At 61.0% G+C, this 17858-nt stretch carries 17 protein-coding genes; 10 read left to right on the forward strand and 7 right to left on the reverse strand.

What is annotated here, in order from left to right; all coding sequences use genetic code 11:
• Window positions 1–77: 77 nt before the first annotated feature.
• On the reverse strand, window positions 78–503 hold the full coding sequence (locus NKJ90_RS07785) for a Ros/MucR family transcriptional regulator (protein WP_023760489.1): 426 nt from the start codon (window positions 501–503) through the stop codon (window positions 78–80).
• Between the two features lie 621 nt (window positions 504–1124).
• On the opposite strand from NKJ90_RS07785, the gene NKJ90_RS07790 reads away from it, so the two are divergent.
• The 3 genes from NKJ90_RS07790 (at window position 1125) to NKJ90_RS07800 (ending at window position 4413) form a co-directional block, all read left to right on the forward strand.
• On the forward strand, window positions 1125–3248 hold the full coding sequence (locus tag NKJ90_RS07790; RefSeq protein ID WP_023760490.1) for a S9 family peptidase: 2124 nt from the start codon (window positions 1125–1127) through the stop codon (window positions 3246–3248).
• Window positions 3245–3871 (forward strand): LysE family translocator, encoded by a 627-nt coding sequence (locus tag NKJ90_RS07795; protein WP_023760491.1) that lies wholly within the window; start codon window positions 3245–3247, stop codon window positions 3869–3871. The genes NKJ90_RS07790 and NKJ90_RS07795 overlap by 4 nt, the downstream gene beginning before the upstream one ends.
• Window positions 3872–4011: 140 nt before the next feature.
• Window positions 4012–4413 carry an SET domain-containing protein gene (locus NKJ90_RS07800; RefSeq protein ID WP_023760492.1) on the forward strand — a complete coding sequence of 134 codons (402 nt, stop codon included), beginning with the start codon at window positions 4012–4014 and terminating at the stop codon, window positions 4411–4413.
• Between the two features lie 98 nt (window positions 4414–4511).
• Here the strand turns inward: NKJ90_RS07800 and NKJ90_RS07805 are convergent, their stop codons facing one another.
• The 4 genes from NKJ90_RS07805 to NKJ90_RS07820 form a co-directional block, all read right to left on the reverse strand.
• Complete coding sequence (locus NKJ90_RS07805) at window positions 4512–5462, reverse strand: cytochrome c (protein WP_023760493.1); 951 nt, start codon at window positions 5460–5462, stop codon at window positions 4512–4514.
• A 9-nt stretch (window positions 5463–5471) separates the two neighbouring features.
• Window positions 5472–5909, reverse strand: a complete 438-nt coding sequence (locus tag NKJ90_RS07810) for a c-type cytochrome (protein ID WP_023760494.1) — start codon at window positions 5907–5909, stop codon at window positions 5472–5474.
• A gap of 308 nt (window positions 5910–6217) precedes the next feature.
• Window positions 6218–6820 (reverse strand): superoxide dismutase, encoded by a 603-nt coding sequence (locus NKJ90_RS07815; RefSeq protein ID WP_023760495.1) that lies wholly within the window; start codon window positions 6818–6820, stop codon window positions 6218–6220.
• Between the two features lie 107 nt (window positions 6821–6927).
• Complete coding sequence (locus NKJ90_RS07820; protein ID WP_023760496.1) at window positions 6928–7806, reverse strand: branched-chain amino acid aminotransferase; 879 nt, start codon at window positions 7804–7806, stop codon at window positions 6928–6930.
• A 155-nt stretch (window positions 7807–7961) separates the two neighbouring features.
• Here NKJ90_RS07820 and NKJ90_RS07825 point away from each other — a divergent pair, with 155 nt between their 5' ends.
• Both NKJ90_RS07825 and NKJ90_RS07830 read left to right on the forward strand, forming a co-directional pair.
• Window positions 7962–8624 (forward strand): haloacid dehalogenase type II, encoded by a 663-nt coding sequence (locus NKJ90_RS07825; protein ID WP_023760497.1) that lies wholly within the window; start codon window positions 7962–7964, stop codon window positions 8622–8624.
• A 172-nt stretch (window positions 8625–8796) separates the two neighbouring features.
• Window positions 8797–9621, forward strand: coding sequence for a L,D-transpeptidase (locus tag NKJ90_RS07830; RefSeq protein ID WP_023760498.1), 825 nt, complete (start codon window positions 8797–8799; stop codon window positions 9619–9621).
• Window positions 9622–9656: 35 nt separating this feature from the next.
• Here NKJ90_RS07830 and NKJ90_RS07835 read toward each other — a convergent pair whose 3' ends face one another.
• Complete coding sequence (locus NKJ90_RS07835) at window positions 9657–11204, reverse strand: helicase HerA-like C-terminal domain-containing protein (RefSeq protein WP_023760499.1); 1548 nt, start codon at window positions 11202–11204, stop codon at window positions 9657–9659.
• Between the two features lie 334 nt (window positions 11205–11538).
• On the opposite strand from NKJ90_RS07835, the gene NKJ90_RS07840 reads away from it, so the two are divergent.
• The 4 genes from NKJ90_RS07840 (at window position 11539) to NKJ90_RS07855 (ending at window position 15785) form a co-directional block, all read left to right on the forward strand.
• Window positions 11539–12981, forward strand: a complete 1443-nt coding sequence (locus NKJ90_RS07840) for a methylmalonyl-CoA mutase subunit beta (RefSeq protein ID WP_023760501.1) — start codon at window positions 11539–11541, stop codon at window positions 12979–12981.
• Complete coding sequence (gene scpA / locus NKJ90_RS07845) at window positions 12978–15098, forward strand: methylmalonyl-CoA mutase (RefSeq protein ID WP_023760502.1); 2121 nt, start codon at window positions 12978–12980, stop codon at window positions 15096–15098. The genes NKJ90_RS07840 and scpA overlap by 4 nt, the downstream gene beginning before the upstream one ends.
• 73 nt (window positions 15099–15171) lie before the next feature.
• A complete protein-coding gene (locus NKJ90_RS07850) occupies window positions 15172–15402 on the forward strand; it encodes an AbrB/MazE/SpoVT family DNA-binding domain-containing protein (RefSeq protein ID WP_023760503.1) in 231 nt (76 codons plus the stop codon).
• Window positions 15399–15785, forward strand: a complete 387-nt coding sequence (locus NKJ90_RS07855; protein ID WP_023760504.1) for a type II toxin-antitoxin system death-on-curing family toxin — start codon at window positions 15399–15401, stop codon at window positions 15783–15785. Before NKJ90_RS07850 ends, NKJ90_RS07855 begins: the two co-directional genes overlap by 4 nt.
• 99 nt (window positions 15786–15884) lie before the next feature.
• Here NKJ90_RS07855 and greA read toward each other — a convergent pair whose 3' ends face one another.
• On the reverse strand, window positions 15885–16358 hold the full coding sequence (gene greA, locus NKJ90_RS07860; RefSeq protein WP_023760505.1) for a transcription elongation factor GreA: 474 nt from the start codon (window positions 16356–16358) through the stop codon (window positions 15885–15887).
• Window positions 16359–16478: 120 nt separating this feature from the next.
• On the opposite strand from greA, the gene NKJ90_RS07865 reads away from it, so the two are divergent.
• Window positions 16479–17855: a TIGR03808 family TAT-translocated repetitive protein gene (locus NKJ90_RS07865; protein ID WP_023760506.1), complete on the forward strand. Its 1377-nt coding sequence runs from the start codon at window positions 16479–16481 to the stop codon at window positions 17853–17855.
• Window positions 17856–17858 lie beyond the last annotated feature (3 nt).

Here is a 17858-nt window from a genome sequence, read left to right on the forward strand (position 1 = left end):
TCGATCGGCGCTACCGCCCAGCAAAGCCAAACGGCGCCCGAAGGCGCCGTTTGGGTCGATACATCTGCTGGCAGCGATTACCGCGCCTTGCGCTTGCGGCCGAGACCCATTTTCTTGGCGAGCTGGGACCGGGCAGCGGCATAGTTGGGTGCAACCATCGGATAGGTCGGATCGAGATTCCACTTTTCGCGATACTGATCTGGCGTCAGGTCATAGTGGGTCATCAGATGGCGCTTCAGCGACTTGAACTTCTTGCCGTCTTCAAGGCAGACGATGTAGTCGTCGTGAACCGAGCGCTTCGGGTTGACCGCCGGCTTTTGCTTGTCGGCAGGCGGCTGTTCGCCGGTTCCGCCCACACGCCCGAGGGCGGTATGGACATCGGATATCAGGTTCGGCAATTCGCCGACCGGCACCGGATTGTTGCTGACATAGGCGGCCACCACATCGGCGGTCAACTCGATCAGCGCATCGCTGTTTCTGGAAGGTGTTTCGACAATATCCATGGTCTTCAGGCCCCAACAAGAGTTACTTCGATCGGCGCCCTTTTAACAGCCAGGGCATCGCACGAATTTGACGCAGACAGAGCTTCTGCGATTCGTGTCGCGGGCACATCAATGAGCCTGCGAACCAAGTAAGTCAATTCGCCCTTCCCGCTATATTGAACGATGTTGATCAATTGTCCCCCGATCAGCTTCAATCTTTCGTGTATCGTATAATTTGTCGATATTTCTCGCGCCAACCAGCAACGCCTGACGCAACGTCAGCCTTCCGTTACATTCCCGGCAACTCACGAGGCAGGTTTCAATGCTTGATTTTTCTTGGCTAATTGCAGGGCGCAAGCTTGGTTGTTCAGATTTGATCACAAAACCAGAGGTTGCCGCCGTCGCGCAAGAAATCGGGCGACACGGCTGAGTCCGGCCGGATCAGCTAACCGCTGCCGCGTCAATCAATGCGGGTGATGTATTTGCCACAGGCCAACCCGGTGACGAACTTGCCGTTCTGCATAGGGTCATGCCAGACCTCGCACCAGCGATAGCAAACTTCTGTTCCTGTCTCCACGCCGGCTGGTTGACGATGTCGAGTCAGGGTACTTCCCTAGCAAGATACTTCCAATGCGAGACGCAATGACCAAGACATCCGCATTTCCGAACGTCAGCCCGCCAACGCCCGAGAAGCGGCCGGTTATCGACACGCATCACGGCATCACGCGAACCGACGACTATGCCTGGCTGCGAGCCGACAATTGGCAGGAGATGTTCCGGGATCCGTCATTGCTCGATGCGGGGATCCGCGCCGAACTTGAGGCAGAGAACGCCTACAGTTCAAGCCTGATGGCCGACACGGTCGAACTGCAAAAGAAGCTTTTCAAGGAGATGAAGGGCCGCATCAAGGAAGACGATTCTTCCGTGCCGATGAAGGACGGACCCTATGCCTATGGTTCGTCCTTCAAGCTTGGTGGCGAACAGCCGCGCTATTTCCGCATGGCGCGTGACGGGGGCGCCGAGCATATCCTGCTCGACGGCGACGCGGAGGCCGCGGGCAAGGCCTATTTCCGTCTTGGGGGCGTCGATCACTCGGCCGACCACGCCAAGCTCTTATGGGCATTCGACGACAAGGGCTCCGAATTCTACACGCTTCGCGTGCGCGACCTTGCCGATGGCAAGGAATTGGCTGACCAGATCCCCGACACCGGTGGTTCTGGCGTCTGGAGCGCCGGCAATGACGGCTTCTTCTACACTCGTCTCGATCCCAATCACCGTCCGTCCAAGGTGCTGTTCCATGCGCTGGGCGACAGCCCACAGAGCGACCGGCTGATCTATGAGGAAACCGACCCCGGCTTCTTCATGGATGTCGACGGCACCCGCAGCAACGAATGGATCATGATCGGCATCAACGATCACGAGACGTCGGAGTACCGCCTCTTAAGCGCCAGCGATCCGTTTGCCGAACCAAAACTGGTCTCGGCGCGCGAGATCGGCCTTCAGTACGATCTGGAAGAAGGCGGCGACATCTTCTTCATCCTGACCAATGCCGACGGCGCCAAGGATTTCAAGATCATGACGGCGCCGGCGAGCGATCCGGTCCGCGCCAACTGGCAGGAACTGGTGCCGCACGAGCCCGGCCGGCTGATCCTGTCGGTGATCGGCTTCAAGGACCACATGGTCCGGCTTGAACGCAAGGAAGGTCTGCCGCGCATCATCGTGCGCGACCGCACCAGCGGCGAGGAGCATCTTCTATCCCTCGACGAGGAGGCTTTCTCGCTCGGCCTGTCGGGTTCCTATGAGTACGACACCGAGATCATGCGCTTTTCGTACTCGTCGATGACGACCCCGGCCCAGGTGTTCGATTACAATATGCGCACCCGCGAGCGGGTCCTGCTGAAGACCCAGGAAGTACCGTCCGGCCATGACGCGGACCATTATGTGACGCGGCGGCTGATGGCGCCGGCCAGCGATGGCGAACTGGTGCCGATCTCGCTTTTGCATCATCGCGACACGCCGCTGGATGGATCCGCACCGTGCCTGCTTTACGGCTACGGTTCCTATGGCATCACCGTGCCGGCCGCCTTCAACACCAACTGGTTCTCGCTGGTCGACCGCGGCTTCGTCTTCGCCATCGCCCACGTCCGTGGCGGCAAGGACAAGGGCTATGGCTGGTACGACGACGGCAAGCGGGCGCACAAGATGAATACATTCACGGACTTTATAGCCTGTGCGCGCCACCTTGTTGCCGAGCGCTACACGGCGCATGAGCGGATCGTCGCGCAAGGCGGTTCGGCCGGCGGCATGCTGGTGGGCGCCGTCGCCAACATGGCGCCGGACTGTTTCGGCGGCATCGTCGCCGAGGTTCCGTTCGTCGACGTGCTGACCACAATGCTCGACGCCAGCCTGCCGCTGACGCCGCCGGAATGGCCGGAATGGGGCAATCCGATTGCATCCGCCGACGATTATCGGACCATCGCCGCCTACTCGCCCTATGACAATGTCGCAGCGCTCGACTATCCGCCGATTCTGGCGCTGGCCGGTCTCACCGATCCGCGCGTCACCTATTGGGAGCCGGCCAAATGGGTGGCGCGACTGCGCGATCGAAAGAGCGGCGACAATCCGGTGCTGTTCAAGATCAACATGGATTCCGGACATGCCGGTGCTTCCGGCCGGTTTTCGCGGCTGGAGGAGATCGCCTACACCTATTCCTTTACACTGAAGGTGATGGGCAAAGCCCATGTTGCAGGAGAAACCCACAAATGATCGATCTCACCACCTTGATCGCTTACATCGCGGTCGTACTCGGCTTTGTCTTCATTCCGGGCCCCGCCACCCTGCTGACGATCGCCCGGGCAACGAGTTCGGGAACCAAGGTTGGCATCGCGACCGGCGCAGGGATCGCGGCCGGCGATGTGTTTCACACCATCATGGCAATGGTCGGCATTTCAGCGATTATCGCCACGTCGGCGACTCTGTTCAGCCTCATAAAATACATTGGCGCGGCCTACCTGGTTTATCTCGGCATTCGCGCGATCATCGAGAAAACGCCGGGCAACCCGGCTGCCGGTGCGCTCGCGATTTCGGCCGGCAATGCGTTTCGACAGGCTGTCCTGACCGAAGTGCTCAACCCCAAGACCGCACTTTTCTTCCTTGCTTTCCTGCCTCAGTTCGTGCGGCCTGAAAACGGATCGGTGATGCTTCAGTTGACGACATTGGGAACCATCTTCGTCGTGCTTGGCCTTTTCAGCACGGTTGTCTTTGCGGTAAGCGCCGGCCGGCTCGGCACCTTCCTGCGCCGGAATCCGACGGTGCTGAGGTGGCAAGGCAAGGTTGTTGGCGGCATCTACTGCGCTCTGGGCGTTCGGCTCGCGCTGCAGCAGCGCTGACGGCGAGCGCCGAGCACCCTGGCGATCATGACTTTTTGAGTTCCGCCTTGCTCATTTCACTCGCAATTGCGATGACCACGCGCTACCCAGTGCGCGGCTTTTTCCAAGCCCGACAGCCCCCAATCGCGCAAAGGTCCACCATGCTGCTCGTCAACGTCTATCTCGACAAATCGCCCATCCAGGGCATCGGCGTCTTTGCCAAGAATTACATTCCCCGCGGCACGCTGATCTGGAAGCTGGACCCAAGATTCGACCGGATCATTGAGGTCGAGACTTATGAGCGCGAGGACGGACCGGTGAAGAGTTATCTCGACCGCTATTCCTATCCCGACCGGCGTGACCCGAACTATATCGTCTTCGAAGCCGACGACGCGCGCTACATGAACCACGCCGACGAGCCGAATTGCGACGTCTCCTCGCCCGAGGAAAGCTTTGCGCTTCGCGACATCGCGCCGGGCGAGGAACTGACCTGCAACTACAATCATTTCTTCGAGACGGGATTTGATTTTCTGGGCGACCGTCACCCGACATACGAAGACTGACGCGTATCGTTTGTACGGAGTCAAACGACGCGCATTGGTTCTTGGCTTTTGTGCATGTCGGTCAAGACCGCTGTGCACGTTGAGCGACATGCATCAGTTCACTTCGCCGTCTTCTTGCGCGCCGGATAGCCGTTTGGATGCGGCGGGATTGCCTTGAGATAGGCGGCGATCGCAGCGCGGTCCTCCGGCGTTAGTTGGGCAATGTTGCGCTGCACGTCGACCATAGCGCCGCCAACGGAATCGAAGTCCGGCGTGAAGCCGGTTTCAAGATAGTTGGCGATGTCGGCTCCCGACCAATCGCCAATGCCGCCCTCGCCCGATGTGATGTTGGGCACGACGCCCTTGCCTTCGGCAGCCACGGCGCCGGCCAGCCACTCGCTCTTTTTCGTGCCGCCGGCAAAGTCGCGCGGCGTGTGACATTCGCCGCAGTGGCCTGGCCCCTCGACCAAGTAACGGCCGGCCATCACCGGGCCAGCCGTACCGTCGGGAAATGCAACGACCAGCTGGTCACGGAGGTAGAGCAGTTTCCACAGGCCGATACCGCGACGAATGTTGAAGGGGAAACCGAGCGAATTCGCGGGCGCCTTGCCGGCGGCGGCAGGCAACGTCTTCAGGAAGGCGTAGAGGTCGGCAATGTCGGCCGGGTTCATGCGCGTGTAGGATGCATACGGAAATGCCGGATAGAAATGCTCGCCCGAGGGCGAGACGCCCTTCAGCATGGCGTTGGCGAGGTCCTCGACCGACCAGGCGCCGATGCCGTCCTTGGGATCTTGCGAAATGTTGGGCGGTACGAAGGTTCCGAACGGCGTCTTGAGTGCGAGACCACCCACGAGTTGAAGCCGGGCATCCCCTTGCGAGCCCGGTTTTGCGTGGCAGGAAGTACAACCGCCGGCATAAAAGATGCGCTTGCCCTTGACCGCGTCGCCGGGCCCCAGCTTGGCCAGCGTCTCACCGTCGAGCCTCACCGGCGCCGACAGCAGCCACCCGGCGACCGCGCCGACTGCTCCCAGAATGACCAGGGCGCCGACGAGTTTTCTCAGCCAGGGCATCGCCCGCTATCAGCTCTTTTTCACCCGATAGGTCTTGTGGCAGGTGCCGCAATTGGAAGTGATCGCGTCAAACTGCGTCTTCAGCGTATCGATGTCGGCGGGAGCGGTGGCGGTCGCTGCCTTGATGTCGGCGAGATATTTGTCCTCGGTCGACTTGAAACCGGCCATGTCTTCCCAGATCTTCGGCGCCGCTGTCGTGTCGCCAGTATCGCTGCCTGCCGGGAACAGCACATCGGCATCGAATTTCTCGGCATTCGCCTGCAGCGCCTGAAGTTGTGTCAGCACGGCCGCCGCATCAAACGGCTCCTCGCCCTTGACCACTTTCGCGAGGCCGCCGGCGATCTTTCCACGCTCCTTCATCAAACCCTGGCGATCAAGTATCGGGTCGGCAAACGCCGCCGATGCCGCGAGTGCAAGCATAGAGATGGCGATAACAAGCTTTCTCATTCATTTGGCTCCGTGATGAAGGCATTTCAGGACAGGACGTTAACGGATGCGGCGAGTGGAATATTCCCCTCGTCGCGGACGTTTTTGCCGAACCTGATCGCCAGGGGCCGCGACCCCGTAAAGAAGGGCCCTCGGGATGTGAAAACCCCCGAAGGTTGATCTCCAACTTTCGGGGGTCAGTTCAGATTGCCGGGTCTTTCTGGGGATCGATCAGGCCATCCGCGCGCCTTCTCAGGCGTGCAAAGGACGCTGCAACACTTTGATTTTGCGCATGATCCTTTTTTGAAAATCGAATCCGATTTTCGGGGTTATGCGCGAGCCTTTTCGTACAATTCCAGCACGTGATCCCAGTTGATCAGGCTGTCGACGAACGCCTCGAGATATTTCGGCCGGGCGTTGCGATAATCGATGTAATAGGAGTGTTCCCAGACATCGACGCCGAGGATCGGAGACGCGCCATGGACGAGCGGGTTCTCGCCATTCGGCGTCTTTGAGATCGCCAGCTTGCCGTCCTTGACTGAAACCCAGGCCCAGCCCGAGCCGAACTGCGTCGTGCCGGCGGCAATGAAGTCGGCCTTGAACTTGTCGTAGCCACCGAGGTCGCTATCGAACGCGTTCTGCAGGGCGCCCGGCAGCTTGCTGCCGCCGCCGCCCTTCTTCATCCACTTCCAGAAATGGATGTGGTTGTAGTGCTGAGCGGCATTGTTGAAGAGACCGGCATTCTTGCCGAACGACTGCTTGACCACCTCTTCGACCGACAGATCGCCCAGGCCGGCCTCGACAGCGAGTTTGTTGCCGTTGTCGACATACGCCTTGTGGTGCTTATCGTGGTGATATTCCAGCGTCTCTTTCGACATGTAAGGCTGCAAGGCCTCGTAGTCGTAGGGCAGAGCGGGCAGTTCAAAAGCCATGGACAGTACTCCCTCGTGGAAAAATCCGGTGTCGATACCGGACTAAGATAGGTCTGGAATGGGTTGGGGCAACTCCGGAATGGAGCGCCGATCGCCTTTTTATCCGCTCAGACGGCGGAAGTCGAATGCGCCCATTCCCAATAGAGTTCGCGCGCCTTCTTGGCCACCGGCCCGGGCTGCAGATTGCGATCCTCGATACGCGTGATCGGCACCACCTTGGAATGATTTCCGGTCGAGAAGATCTCGTCCGCTTCGAGGAAGTCGCGCACCGACAGCGTCTTTTCGGTGGTCTTGAAGCCATATTCGCCAAGCAGAGTCATCGTGCGCGAGCGGGTGATGCCGGACAGGAAGGTGCCATTCGGTGCCGGCGTCAGCACGTGGCCGTCCTTGACCAGGAAGATGTTCGATGTTCCGGTTTCGGCGACGTTGCCCAGCATGTCGAGCACCATTGCGTTGTCGAAGCCGCGCATCTTGGCCTCGAGAATGGCACGGCCGTTGTTGGGGTAGAGGCAGCCGGCCTTGGCATTGGTCGGCATGGTTTCGATGGTCGGGCGCCGGAACGGCGACACGGTCACCGAAAAGCCGGTCGGCGGGATCATGGGCGACTCATAGAGGCAAAGGCAGAAGCGGGTCGAGGCGGGATCGGCCGGCACGCCCATGTAGCCGCCATGCTCGGCCCAGTACATCGGCCTGATGTAGACCGCCGTCCTGCCGTCGAACTTCTTCAACCCATCCCATGTCAGCCCGACGATCTTGTCGGCGCTCATCGACGGCTTGAGGCCGAGTGCAATCGCCGAAGAATTCACCCTGGCGGCATGAAGCTCGAGGTCCGGGGCGACGCCTTCGAACCAGCGGCCTCCGTCGAACACGCTGGTGCCGAGCCACATCGCGTGGCTTCGCGGCCCCAGAATGGCGACATTGCCCTCGTGCCAATCACCATCGACGAAAGTCCATGTGGTGGATTGCGCCGCAGCCGCCAGTGTCATCGTGTTGTCCCGCCTCAATCGGTCTCGTGGGAGCCATTGGAAGATGCTTTGGCGGGCGCCGTCAACCGGCATTGAATAGTTTTGTTGAGGCCAGCGACGGGGCGCCGTGCAATCAAAGCTTGCACCTTGTCGCGCCTGCCCTCAAAACTGTCTTCATGCAATACGCCGCCTATGTCTTCGACGCCTATGGCACGCTGTTCGACGTGCATGCCGCCGTACGCCGTCATGCCGATCGGATCGGTCCGGACGGTCAATTATTGTCCGAGATCTGGCGCGCCAAGCAACTCGAATATTCCTGGGTTCGTACGCTTATGGGTGCCTATGCCGATTTCTGGCAGTTGACTGAACAGGCGCTCGATTTCGCCCTGCGCAAGGTTCCCTCGGCCGATCCCAGCCTCAAGGCGATCTTGCTGGATGCCTACTGGCGGCTGGATTGCTATCCGGAAGTGCCGGCCGTGCTCAAGGCGCTCAAGGCTTCGGGAGCGAGGCTGGCGATCCTGTCCAATGGCTCACCCGAAATGCTCCAGGCAGCGGTCAAGTCCGCTGCGCTCGATCAGGTTCTGGACGACATCTATTCCGTCGATGCGGTTCAGCGCTTCAAGACCGATCCGGCGGTCTATGACATGGTCGCCACCGGCTGGCGCCTCTACCCGGGCGCGGTTTCCTTCCAGTCCTCCAATCGCTGGGATATCGCAGGCGCCACCAAATTCGGTTTTCGCACGGTGTGGATCAACCGTTCCAACCAGCCCGAAGAATACCGGGACTTCCCGCCGGCCCTGATCCTGCCGTCGCTCGAAGCTTTGGTGCCAGGCAGCTGAGACGCGCGTGTGTCCCTGGTGCCACAGTGGCAACGCAGTCACAGCTTCGCCTTGGTTTGTCCACCTTCCGGCCAGAATCGGAACCGCCTATCGCCCCAGGTGTTGTCAGGCACCCGCGCAGCGATCGGCGCATTGACGCTTTGTTGCGATTTGAGACTTAAAGAAGGCAACCATGTCCAAAATCGAAATCGAATCCTATCGCCTGAGCCGTCGCGGCTTTCTCAACGCCGCAGCCTTAGGCGCTGCTTCGATCGCGGTTTCCGCATGCGCGACCACCGGACCGGGGCCGGTCGAGCCACCGCCGCCAGCCTATATCGAGCCGCCGCTGACCGACTATGTGACGATGTACGGCGCGATCAGTGATGGCGGCTTCGATTTGCCGGCGATCCCGTTCGACAGGATCGATCCGCAGTTCCTGCGCCAGATCGTTCCCGATCCGACCGGGCAGAAGCCGGGAACGATCGTCGTCGATACCACTGGCCATTTCCTCTACCTGGTTCGCCCGGGGGGCCAGGCAATCCGTTATGGTGTCGGCCTAGGCCGCGCCGGTTTCGAATGGTCCGGCGATGCCGTCGTCCAGTGGAAGCAGAAGTGGCCGAAATGGACGCCGCCGGATGAAATGATTGCCCGGCAGCCGGAATTGAAACCATACAGCGCCGAAAATGGCGGCATGCCCGGCGGGTTGAAGAACCCGCTCGGCGCACGCGCGCTCTATCTCTTCCAGGGCAACGTGGACACGCTTTACCGCCTGCACGGCTCGCCAGAATGGCGGTCGATCGGCAAGTCCGTCTCGTCAGGCTGCGTACGCCTGATGAACCAGGATATCATCGATCTCTATGATCGCGTGCCCTCGAAGACACCAGTTGTCGTCACCAGCGATGCCAGCCAGCCAGTGGTGGCGACTGCGAATCGCCGGGCAATCCCGATCGACGCCGGCGTGCCGGAAGGATCGATCCTGCTCGGGCCTCTGAAAGAGATCACCAACTCGATCTTCTGATCCGACGGGCGGCGGCAACGCCGCTGCCTCCGGTCCTAACGCCCCCGCGACAGGCTGCCCAGGATGCCGCGAACGATTGCCCGACCGACTGACGAGCCGACGGATCGAACCACCGACTTGATCGCCGCCTCGGCCACCGTCTGGCGGTTGGACGGGCGCGGTGCAGGCGAGCGCCTGCCATCGGATTGCGGCGCGGACTCGTCGTTGCCGAAGCCCGGAATCGTCCAGCGCGAGCGACCGCTGCCGGCCTGCTGCGCCTGCTCCTCGGCATCCTGCGCATCCTTGGCCTTTTTTTGCAGCATCTCGAAGGCCGATTCGCGATCGATGACCTGATCGTACTGGCCGGCGACCGGGCTTTCCTGGATCAGCTTCTGGCGCTCGGCCACCGTGATGGGCCCAAGCCGCGACGATGGCGGGCGTATCAGTGTCCGCTGCACCATCGACGGAACCCCCTTGGCTTCCAGCGTCGAGACCAGCGCCTCGCCTGTGGCGAGTTGAGTGATGGCGGTCATGCAATCGAAATCTGGATTAGGCCGGAACGTCTCGGCCGCCGTCTTCACCGCCTGCTGCTCGCGCGGCGTATAGGCGCGCAGCGCGTGCTGTACGCGATTGCCGAGCTGGGCGAGAACCTTTTCAGGGATATCCAAAGGGTTTTGCGTGACGAAATAGACGCCGACGCCTTTCGAGCGGATCAGCCGGACCACTTGCTCGACGCGATCGACCAGCACTTTGGGTGCTTCGTCGAACAGAAGATGCGCCTCGTCGAAGAAGAACACCAGCTTCGGCTTGTCCGGATCGCCGACTTCCGGCAGCACCTCGAACAGTTCCGACATCAGCCACAACAGGAAGGTCGCGTAAAGCCGTGGATTCATCATCAGCTTGTCGGCGGCAAGCACGCTGATGGCGCCGCGCCCGTCGCGGGTGGTGCGCATGATGTCGGCGATGCGCAGTGCCGGCTCGCCGAAGAAGTTTGCCGCGCCCTGCTGCTCCAGGACCAGCAGCGTTCGCTGGATAGCCCCGACCGATGGCTTCGTCACATTGCCGTAACGCGAGCCGATCTCCTCGGCGCGCTCGGCGATGTTGGCCAAAAGCGCCTGCAGATCCTTCATATCGAGCAGCAGCAGGCCTTCCTCGTCCGCCAGGCGGAAGGCGATGTTCATGATCCCTTCCTGCGCCTCGGTCAGGTTCATCAGGCGCGACAGAAGCAACGGCCCCATTTCCGAAACCGTGGCGCGGATAGGATGACCCTGTTCGCCGAATAGATCCCAGAAAATGACGGGGAATTCCTGGAAGTCATAGGGGTCGAGCTTGACCTGTTCGGCCCGCTTGACGAGAAAATCCTGCGCCGTACCCATCATCGCGATGCCGGACAGGTCACCCTTGATGTCGGCGCAGAACACCGGCACGCCGGCGTTGGAAAAACCTTCGGCCAGGATCTGCAAGGTGACGGTCTTGCCGGTACCGGTGGCGCCGGTCACCAGGCCATGACGATTGCCATATTGCAGCAACAACTGCTCGGCACGCTGATAGCTGTCGTCGGGCTTGCGTCTGGCGCCGATGAAAATACTGGTGTCGTCAGCCATATGTCCGGTCTCCGCAAACTGATGTGTTTAAAGCCAGTGGCCTTGCCGCAGGTATAGTGAGGCCGTTGCACAGCGACAATGCCATTCGTTCAAGTCGGAACCATTCGTCCAAGTCGTGGCAATCGTTCAATCAGGGGCAACCCTCCAATCGATTTTTTGAAGCTTGCGGATTTTGCCGGTGTTTGGCAATCGTTCATGGTTCGTGCACGTGGGCCGACCTATATCTTTTGGATCGAATTCGGCCGCTGAAAACGCATTGGATTGCGATATCGAACCGAGGACCGTAGACTGAACCGCTCCAGGCTGGTGCGGGCGCATAAAGCGAGGAAGACGGATGGCCGCCGAAGCCCTGACCAGGGATGTCGAACCAGAGAACGCCGAGCGCCAGCGATGGCGAGCCTTGGCGGAAAAGGCACTCGCCGGCGCATCCTTCGAAGAGAAGCTGGTCTCGCATACCGACGACAACATCCGCATCGAACCGCTCTACGACCGCAGCACAGCGGCAGAACCGACCGTGCGCGCAAACCCGAAATCGCCGTGGATCGTCAGCCAGCGCATCGACGATCCGGATATCGAGCGCGCCAGAACCCAGGCTCTAGACGACGTAGCGCAAGGCGCCACGGGATTGTCACTTGTCTTCGAAGGGGCGCCGAACGCGTTCGGCTACGGCCTGCCGAGAACGGCGGAAGCACTGGAGACGGTATTGGACGGCGTACCGCTCAACCGCGTCCAGGTTCGCATCGACGCCCATCCCTGGAGCCGCGCCGTGGCCGACTGGCTGGTGGCGTTCCTGAGCAAGCGCCGGTCAGACCCGGCAAAACTCAACCTCTCCTTTGGCATCGATCCGGCGGCGATCTTCGCCGGAACCGGCCGGCTGCGCATGTCGATCGAGGCGTTGCAGGCTTCGATGCCGCAGTCGCTGGCGCATTTCTTCTCGATGGGCGTTCCGGGCGTGCTGCTGGAAGCGGACGGACGTGTGTTCCACAATGCCGGTGCGACGGAAGCGCAGGAGCTTGGCATCATGCTGGCTTCGGCGATATCCTATCTCAGAATGTTCGAGACGGCACGGCAGCCGCTTGTCTATGCCGCGCCGCATATCGGCTTTGCACTGAGCGTCGACCAGGACCAGTTGCTGTCTATGGCCAAGGTGCGGGCGCTGCGCAGGCTCTGGGCGCGGGTGCAGGAGACCTGCTCGATCCCCAGTTCCACGGCCAACATCCATGCCGAGACGTCGTTTCGGATGATGACAGCGATGGATCCGGAGACCAACATCCTGCGCACCACAATTGCCTGCTTTGCCGCGGCGTCCGGAGGCGCCGATTCGATCTCGATCCTGCCGCACACGATCGCGCATGGCTTGCCGGCGGGTTTTGCCCGTCGTGTCGCCCGCAACACGCAGCTGATCATGGCGAATGAAAGCCATATCGATCACGTCGCCGATCCTGCCTATGGTTCCGGCGCGGTCGAAGCGCTGACCAACGAACTCTGCGAGATGGCCTGGGCGCAATTGCAAACAATCGAGGCCGAGGGCGGCGTCTTGTCCAGCCTTCAGGAGGGGCTTATCCAGAAGCGTGTTCACGCTGCGGCAGCGCAGCGCAATGCAGCCTACCAGGCAGGCGAGCGGGTCATCATCGGCACCACGCTCTACCCGCTGAAAGGCGAAAGTCCGGTCGAGACGCTGGCGGCGGAACGGCGGCCTGCCTTCACCGAAGGCGTTGCCATCTGTGAGCCGCTGTTTCCGGTCCGCATCGACCAATCCATCGGAGCCGCCTCTTGATACCCGATTTCAGCCAGATCGGTTGGGTCCCGCCACCCCGCGCACCCGTCGAGGTCAAAGGCCAGCGGACGACGCCGGAAGGACTTGTCGCCAAGCATCTGTACAATCAAAGCGATCTCAAGGGGTTGCCGCATCTCGACACCTATCCGGGGCTGCCGCCTTTCGTGCGCGGCCCCTACCCGACCATGTATATCCAGCAGCCCTGGACCATCCGGCAATATGCCGGCTTCTCGACGGCCGAAGAGTCCAATGCGTTTTACCGGCGCAATCTTGCCGCCGGCCAGAAGGGGCTGTCGGTCGCCTTCGATCTTGCCACGCATCGCGGCTATGACAGCGACCATCCACGCGTCGCCGGTGACGTCGGCATGGCGGGGGTAGCCATCGATTCCATCCTCGACATGCGGCAACTGTTCGACGGCATTCCGCTCGGCGAGATGACGGTGTCGATGACGATGAACGGCGCGGTGCTGCCGATCATGGCGCTCTACATCGTCGCGGCGGAAGAACAGGGCGTTGCGCAGAAGGATCTTGCCGGAACCATTCAGAACGACATCCTGAAGGAGTTCATGGTCCGCAACACCTATATCTATCCGCCGAAACCCTCGATGCGGATCGTTTCGGACATCTTCTCCTACACGTCGAAGAACATGCCGAAGTTCAATTCGATATCGATCTCCGGCTATCACATGCAGGAGGCCGGCGCGACAGCCGACCTGGAGCTTGCCTACACGATCGCCGACGGCATCGAATATGCCCGCGCCGGCGTTGCTGCGGGCCTCGATATCGACCGCTTCGCGCCGCGTCTGTCCTTCTTCTGGGCGATCGGCATGAACTTCTTTATGGAAGTCGCCAAACTGCGGGCCGCGCGCCTGCTGTGGGCGACCCTGATGAAGAAGAACTTCTTGCCCAAGGACGAGCGCTCGCTATCGCTGCGCACCCATTGCCAGACTTCGGGCTGGTCGCTGACGGCGCAGGATCCCTACAACAACATCATACGCACCATGATCGAGGCGATGGCGGCGACGCAGGGACATACGCAGTCGCTGCACACCAATTCCTTCGACGAGGCGATGGCGCTGCCGACCGACCACTCGGCACGGATCGCCCGCAACACGCAGCTCATTCTGCAAAAGGAATCCGGCACGACACGCGTCATCGATCCGTGGGGCGGCTCGGCGTATCTCGAACGGCTGACGCATGACCTGGCGGCCCGCGCGCTTGCCCACATCGAGGAGGTCGAGGCGCTCGGCGGCATGGCCGCCGCGACCGAACAGGGCATTCCCAAGCTGCGCATAGAAGAAGCGGCAGCGCGTACGCAGGCACGCATCGATTCCGGCGAACAGATGCTGGTTGGCGTCAATGCCTATCGTCCGGAGAAGGACATGGAGGTCGACGTGCTGAAGATCGACAATGCCGAGGTCAGGGCCAGGCAATTGTCGAAGTTGCAACTGCTGAAGGGCACGCGCGACGTCGCCGCCGTCGAAACCGCACTCGATGCACTGACCCGTGCCGCACGGGGTAACGAAAACCTGCTGGAGTTCGCCATCCGGGCCGCGCGAGCCAGTGCCACGGTAGGCGAGATTTCATTGGCGTTGGAAAGAGCCTTTGGGCGCCATGTCGCTACGGTGCAGACCATTTCCGGCGTCTATCGCAAAGCCCTTGGCGATCATCCCGTTGTCGACGGGCTGCAGGAGAAGCTTGACGCCTTCGAGAAGAAGACCGGAGGCAAGCCGCGTATACTCGTCGCCAAGATGGGACAGGACGGCCATGATCGTGGGCAGAAGGTTATCGCCACGGCCTTCGCCGATCTCGGCTTCGACGTCACCGTCGGAGCGATGTTCCAGACACCCGATGAGATCGCCAGGCTGGCGGTCGCACAAGACGTCCACATCGTCGGCGCCTCGTCGCTGGCTGCAGGGCATCTGACGCTGATCCCCGAGTTACGCGACTCGCTGAAGAAGCTCGGCCGCGGCGACATGCTGATCGTCGCGGGCGGTGTCATCCCTCCACAGGACTATGACGCGGTGCTGAAAGCAGGCGCGGCTGAGATATTCCCGCCGGGCACGGTCATTCCGGAAGCAGCGGATCGCTTGCTGGACCGGCTGCTTTCCGATTGACAGGCTTGTTATAATAATTGTTGCAACGCACGGCGATTGCGTTATAATCGACGTTGCAACAGGATAATCCATCATGAACACCACAATTCGCAAGATCGGTAATTCCGAAGGCGTGATCCTGCCCAAGGAGTTGCTCGATCGTCTGAACATGAAGGCAGGCGACAGCATCGTCATCGTTCAGGAAGGCGAAGAGCTTCGTTTGCGTCGCACCGAAGACAGCGCCGAGGAATTCGAGCGCAAGATGAAGATCGCGCGTGAGCGGATGAAAAAGTACGAGGTTGCCTACCGCGCGCTCGCGAAATGACTGAGCATCATTCGCGGGAGTTCGTGGAGTCACTTCACGCCGAGCAGTTGCGGCTGCACGGCGGAGCGGCAGGTATACGAGATGAGGGTATGCTGGAATCGGCGCTCTCCCGTCCTCAGCAGCGGGAGATTTATGGCGATCCGGATTTGTGCGAACTGGCGGCCGCTTACCTGTTCGGTATTGCCAAGAACCACCCGTTCGTTGACGGCAACAAGCGCACCGCCTTTGCCGCAGCCGATCTGTTTCTCTATTTCAACGGATTAAGCATCGAGGCCGACCAGCAGGACGTCATTCAGCTGGTCTTGATGGTTGCCGCTGGCGAAATCGATGAGGCCGGAGCTGCAGCCTTCTTCCGGGACCATGTCGTCAAGCTCGAAGACTAAAGCGCGTCGCGTCGAAATGGATTCATGCACCGCGCTTTAGGTCTTTGTTTCCATGCATGTCGTTGTCTCAAAACCGGGGCCACTTTTGAGCGACATGCACTAGCTGTCGGAAAGCTTGACGATTTCCCATTCCTTGCCGTTGACCACGGCTACGTCGCCGACCTTCTTGCCGAACAGAGCGACCGCCATTGGGGATACGTGCGAAATCGTGCCCTTTGCCGGATCCGCCTCATCCTCGCCGACGATTTTCCAGTGCACCTTCCTGCCATCATCGCCCTCAAGCGTGACGCCCATGCCGAAGCGAACAAGGTCGCTGCCCGGTTCCGGCACGGAGAGTTCGGCGCTTTCACGTCGGGCGGTCCAGTAGCGTAGGTCGCGTGAGACCAACGCGATGCGCTCGCGGTCTGCCTTCCTTTCGGCTTTCGCCAGTATATCGCGCAAATCGGAAAGATTGTCCTCGATCTGCGCCAAGCCGCGCTCCGTCACCAGATTGCGGTGGTGACTGATCGGTCGCTCACCGACGCCGGCAATGGCGTTTTCGCTGTCTTCCTCGCGAGTGAAAGCTCTGCTCATTCCCTGAACTTAGGCGCGGAAAGGCTACTCGACAAGCGATTGTCGTTGCCCTCGACCGGAGAGGCGGACCGGCTGGCACGATTCCTGCGGTGCAAGGGTCAAAAACCAGGACCTGTGCCGATGTTGAACAGACGAACGCTGCTGATCGGAACCGCCGGCTTTGCCGTCGTCGGCCTCTCGCTTGGCAAGGCGGTGGCCGCGAGCCTGACCGGTATCGAGAAGGCCTCTATGCGCGGCTCGATCAATGCCACGGAACTTGGCGTGCAGCCCGGCATCCTCGACGATCAGAGCAAGGCCTTCGCCAAGCTGCTGCGCGACGCAAACGATCGCGACATACCGGTGTTCCTGCCGCCGGGCACCTATGTCATATCCAACATCTCGCTGCCCAGTCGCGTGCGTCTTTCCGGCGTGCCGGGCGCAACGCGCATCGTCTATGGCGGCGACGGTCACCTGTTCATGGCCGAGCAGGCCGACCATATCGAACTTGGCGGGCTGGTCTTCGACGGCGCAAACCGCTCGATGGGCGATCATGCGCAAGGGCTGCTCGATCTGCGCCGGGTCGCGCATCTGGTCATCGACAATTGCCAGATCACCGGCAGCGGCAAGAACGGACTGGCGCTGGAGCACGCGACGGGGCGTGTAGAACGCTCGGAGATATCGGGGGCTGCCGATGCCGGCATCTATTCGGTCGAGGCCGGCGGGCTGGCGATCACGGGCAACACCGTCTCCGACTGCGCCAATGGCGGCATTCTCGTGCACCGCTGGCAGGCGGCGGAAGATGGCACCATAGTGACTGGCAACCGCGTCGAACGGATCCAGGCGCGCAGCGGCGGGACCGGTCAGAACGGCAATGGCATCAATGCCTTCCGGGCCGGCAATGTAGTCATTTCAGGCAATATCGTGTCCGACTGCGCCTTCTCGGCGATCCGCGCCAACAGCGCCAGCAATCTGCAGATATCGGGCAATACCTGCTCGCGTTCCGGCGAAACAGCCGTTTACTCCGAGTTCTCGTTCGAAGGCGCCATCATCAGCAACAACATCGTCGATGGGGCCGCCAACGGCATCTCGATCGTGAATTTCAACGAAGGCGGGCGGATGGGCGTCTGTTCGGGCAACATCGTACGCAATCTGTCGACCAACGGCCCCTACCCCGCCGACTCGCCTGGATTCGGCGTCGGCATTGGCGTCGAGGCCGACACGACCGTTTCCAACAATGTCATCGAGAACGCGCCGCTCTACGGCATGCAGATCGGCTGGGGGCCGTATCTGCGCAATGTCGTCGCCACCGGTAACATCATCCGCAAGGTTGGAACCGGCATCGTCGTGTCGGTGGTCGAGGGCGCCGGCACAGCGGTCATTTCAGACAATGTCATTGACAGCGCGCTGAACGGCGCCGTTGTTGGCCAGCGCTGGGCCAAGCCGGCGACAGGCGATCTCACCTCGTCAAACGATAGCGGATATGCGCATCTGACCGTCGAGCGCAATCACGTCAGTTGACGG

The sequence above is a fragment of the Mesorhizobium sp. M0051 genome (assembly GCF_040323235.1).
GTDB lineage: Bacteria > Pseudomonadota > Alphaproteobacteria > Rhizobiales > Rhizobiaceae > Mesorhizobium.

Excerpts from the sequence above, each read along its gene's own strand:
- NKJ90_RS07795 (WP_023760491.1), top strand. The coding sequence starts at position 3,245 with ATGATCGATCTCACCACCTTGATCGCTTACATCGCGGTCGTACTCGGC.
- NKJ90_RS07800 (WP_023760492.1), top strand. The coding sequence starts at position 4,012 with ATGCTGCTCGTCAACGTCTATCTCGACAAATCGCCCATCCAGGGCATC.
- NKJ90_RS07820 (WP_023760496.1), bottom strand. The coding sequence starts at position 7,806 with ATGACACTGGCGGCTGCGGCGCAATCCACCACATGGACTTTCGTCGAT.
- NKJ90_RS07830 (WP_023760498.1), top strand. The coding sequence starts at position 8,797 with ATGTCCAAAATCGAAATCGAATCCTATCGCCTGAGCCGTCGCGGCTTT.
- NKJ90_RS07840 (WP_023760501.1), top strand. The coding sequence starts at position 11,539 with ATGGCCGCCGAAGCCCTGACCAGGGATGTCGAACCAGAGAACGCCGAG.
- NKJ90_RS07810 (WP_023760494.1), bottom strand. The coding sequence starts at position 5,909 with ATGAGAAAGCTTGTTATCGCCATCTCTATGCTTGCACTCGCGGCATCG.
- NKJ90_RS07790 (WP_023760490.1), top strand. The coding sequence starts at position 1,125 with ATGACCAAGACATCCGCATTTCCGAACGTCAGCCCGCCAACGCCCGAG.
- NKJ90_RS07825 (WP_023760497.1), top strand. The coding sequence starts at position 7,962 with ATGCAATACGCCGCCTATGTCTTCGACGCCTATGGCACGCTGTTCGAC.
- NKJ90_RS07815 (WP_023760495.1), bottom strand. The coding sequence starts at position 6,820 with ATGGCTTTTGAACTGCCCGCTCTGCCCTACGACTACGAGGCCTTGCAG.
- NKJ90_RS07805 (WP_023760493.1), bottom strand. The coding sequence starts at position 5,462 with ATGCCCTGGCTGAGAAAACTCGTCGGCGCCCTGGTCATTCTGGGAGCA.
- NKJ90_RS07855 (WP_023760504.1), top strand. The coding sequence starts at position 15,399 with ATGACTGAGCATCATTCGCGGGAGTTCGTGGAGTCACTTCACGCCGAG.
- NKJ90_RS07865 (WP_023760506.1), top strand. The coding sequence starts at position 16,479 with ATGTTGAACAGACGAACGCTGCTGATCGGAACCGCCGGCTTTGCCGTC.
- NKJ90_RS07835 (WP_023760499.1), bottom strand. The coding sequence starts at position 11,204 with ATGGCTGACGACACCAGTATTTTCATCGGCGCCAGACGCAAGCCCGAC.
- greA (WP_023760505.1), bottom strand. The coding sequence starts at position 16,358 with ATGAGCAGAGCTTTCACTCGCGAGGAAGACAGCGAAAACGCCATTGCC.
- NKJ90_RS07850 (WP_023760503.1), top strand. The coding sequence starts at position 15,172 with ATGAACACCACAATTCGCAAGATCGGTAATTCCGAAGGCGTGATCCTG.
- NKJ90_RS07785 (WP_023760489.1), bottom strand. The coding sequence starts at position 503 with ATGGATATTGTCGAAACACCTTCCAGAAACAGCGATGCGCTGATCGAG.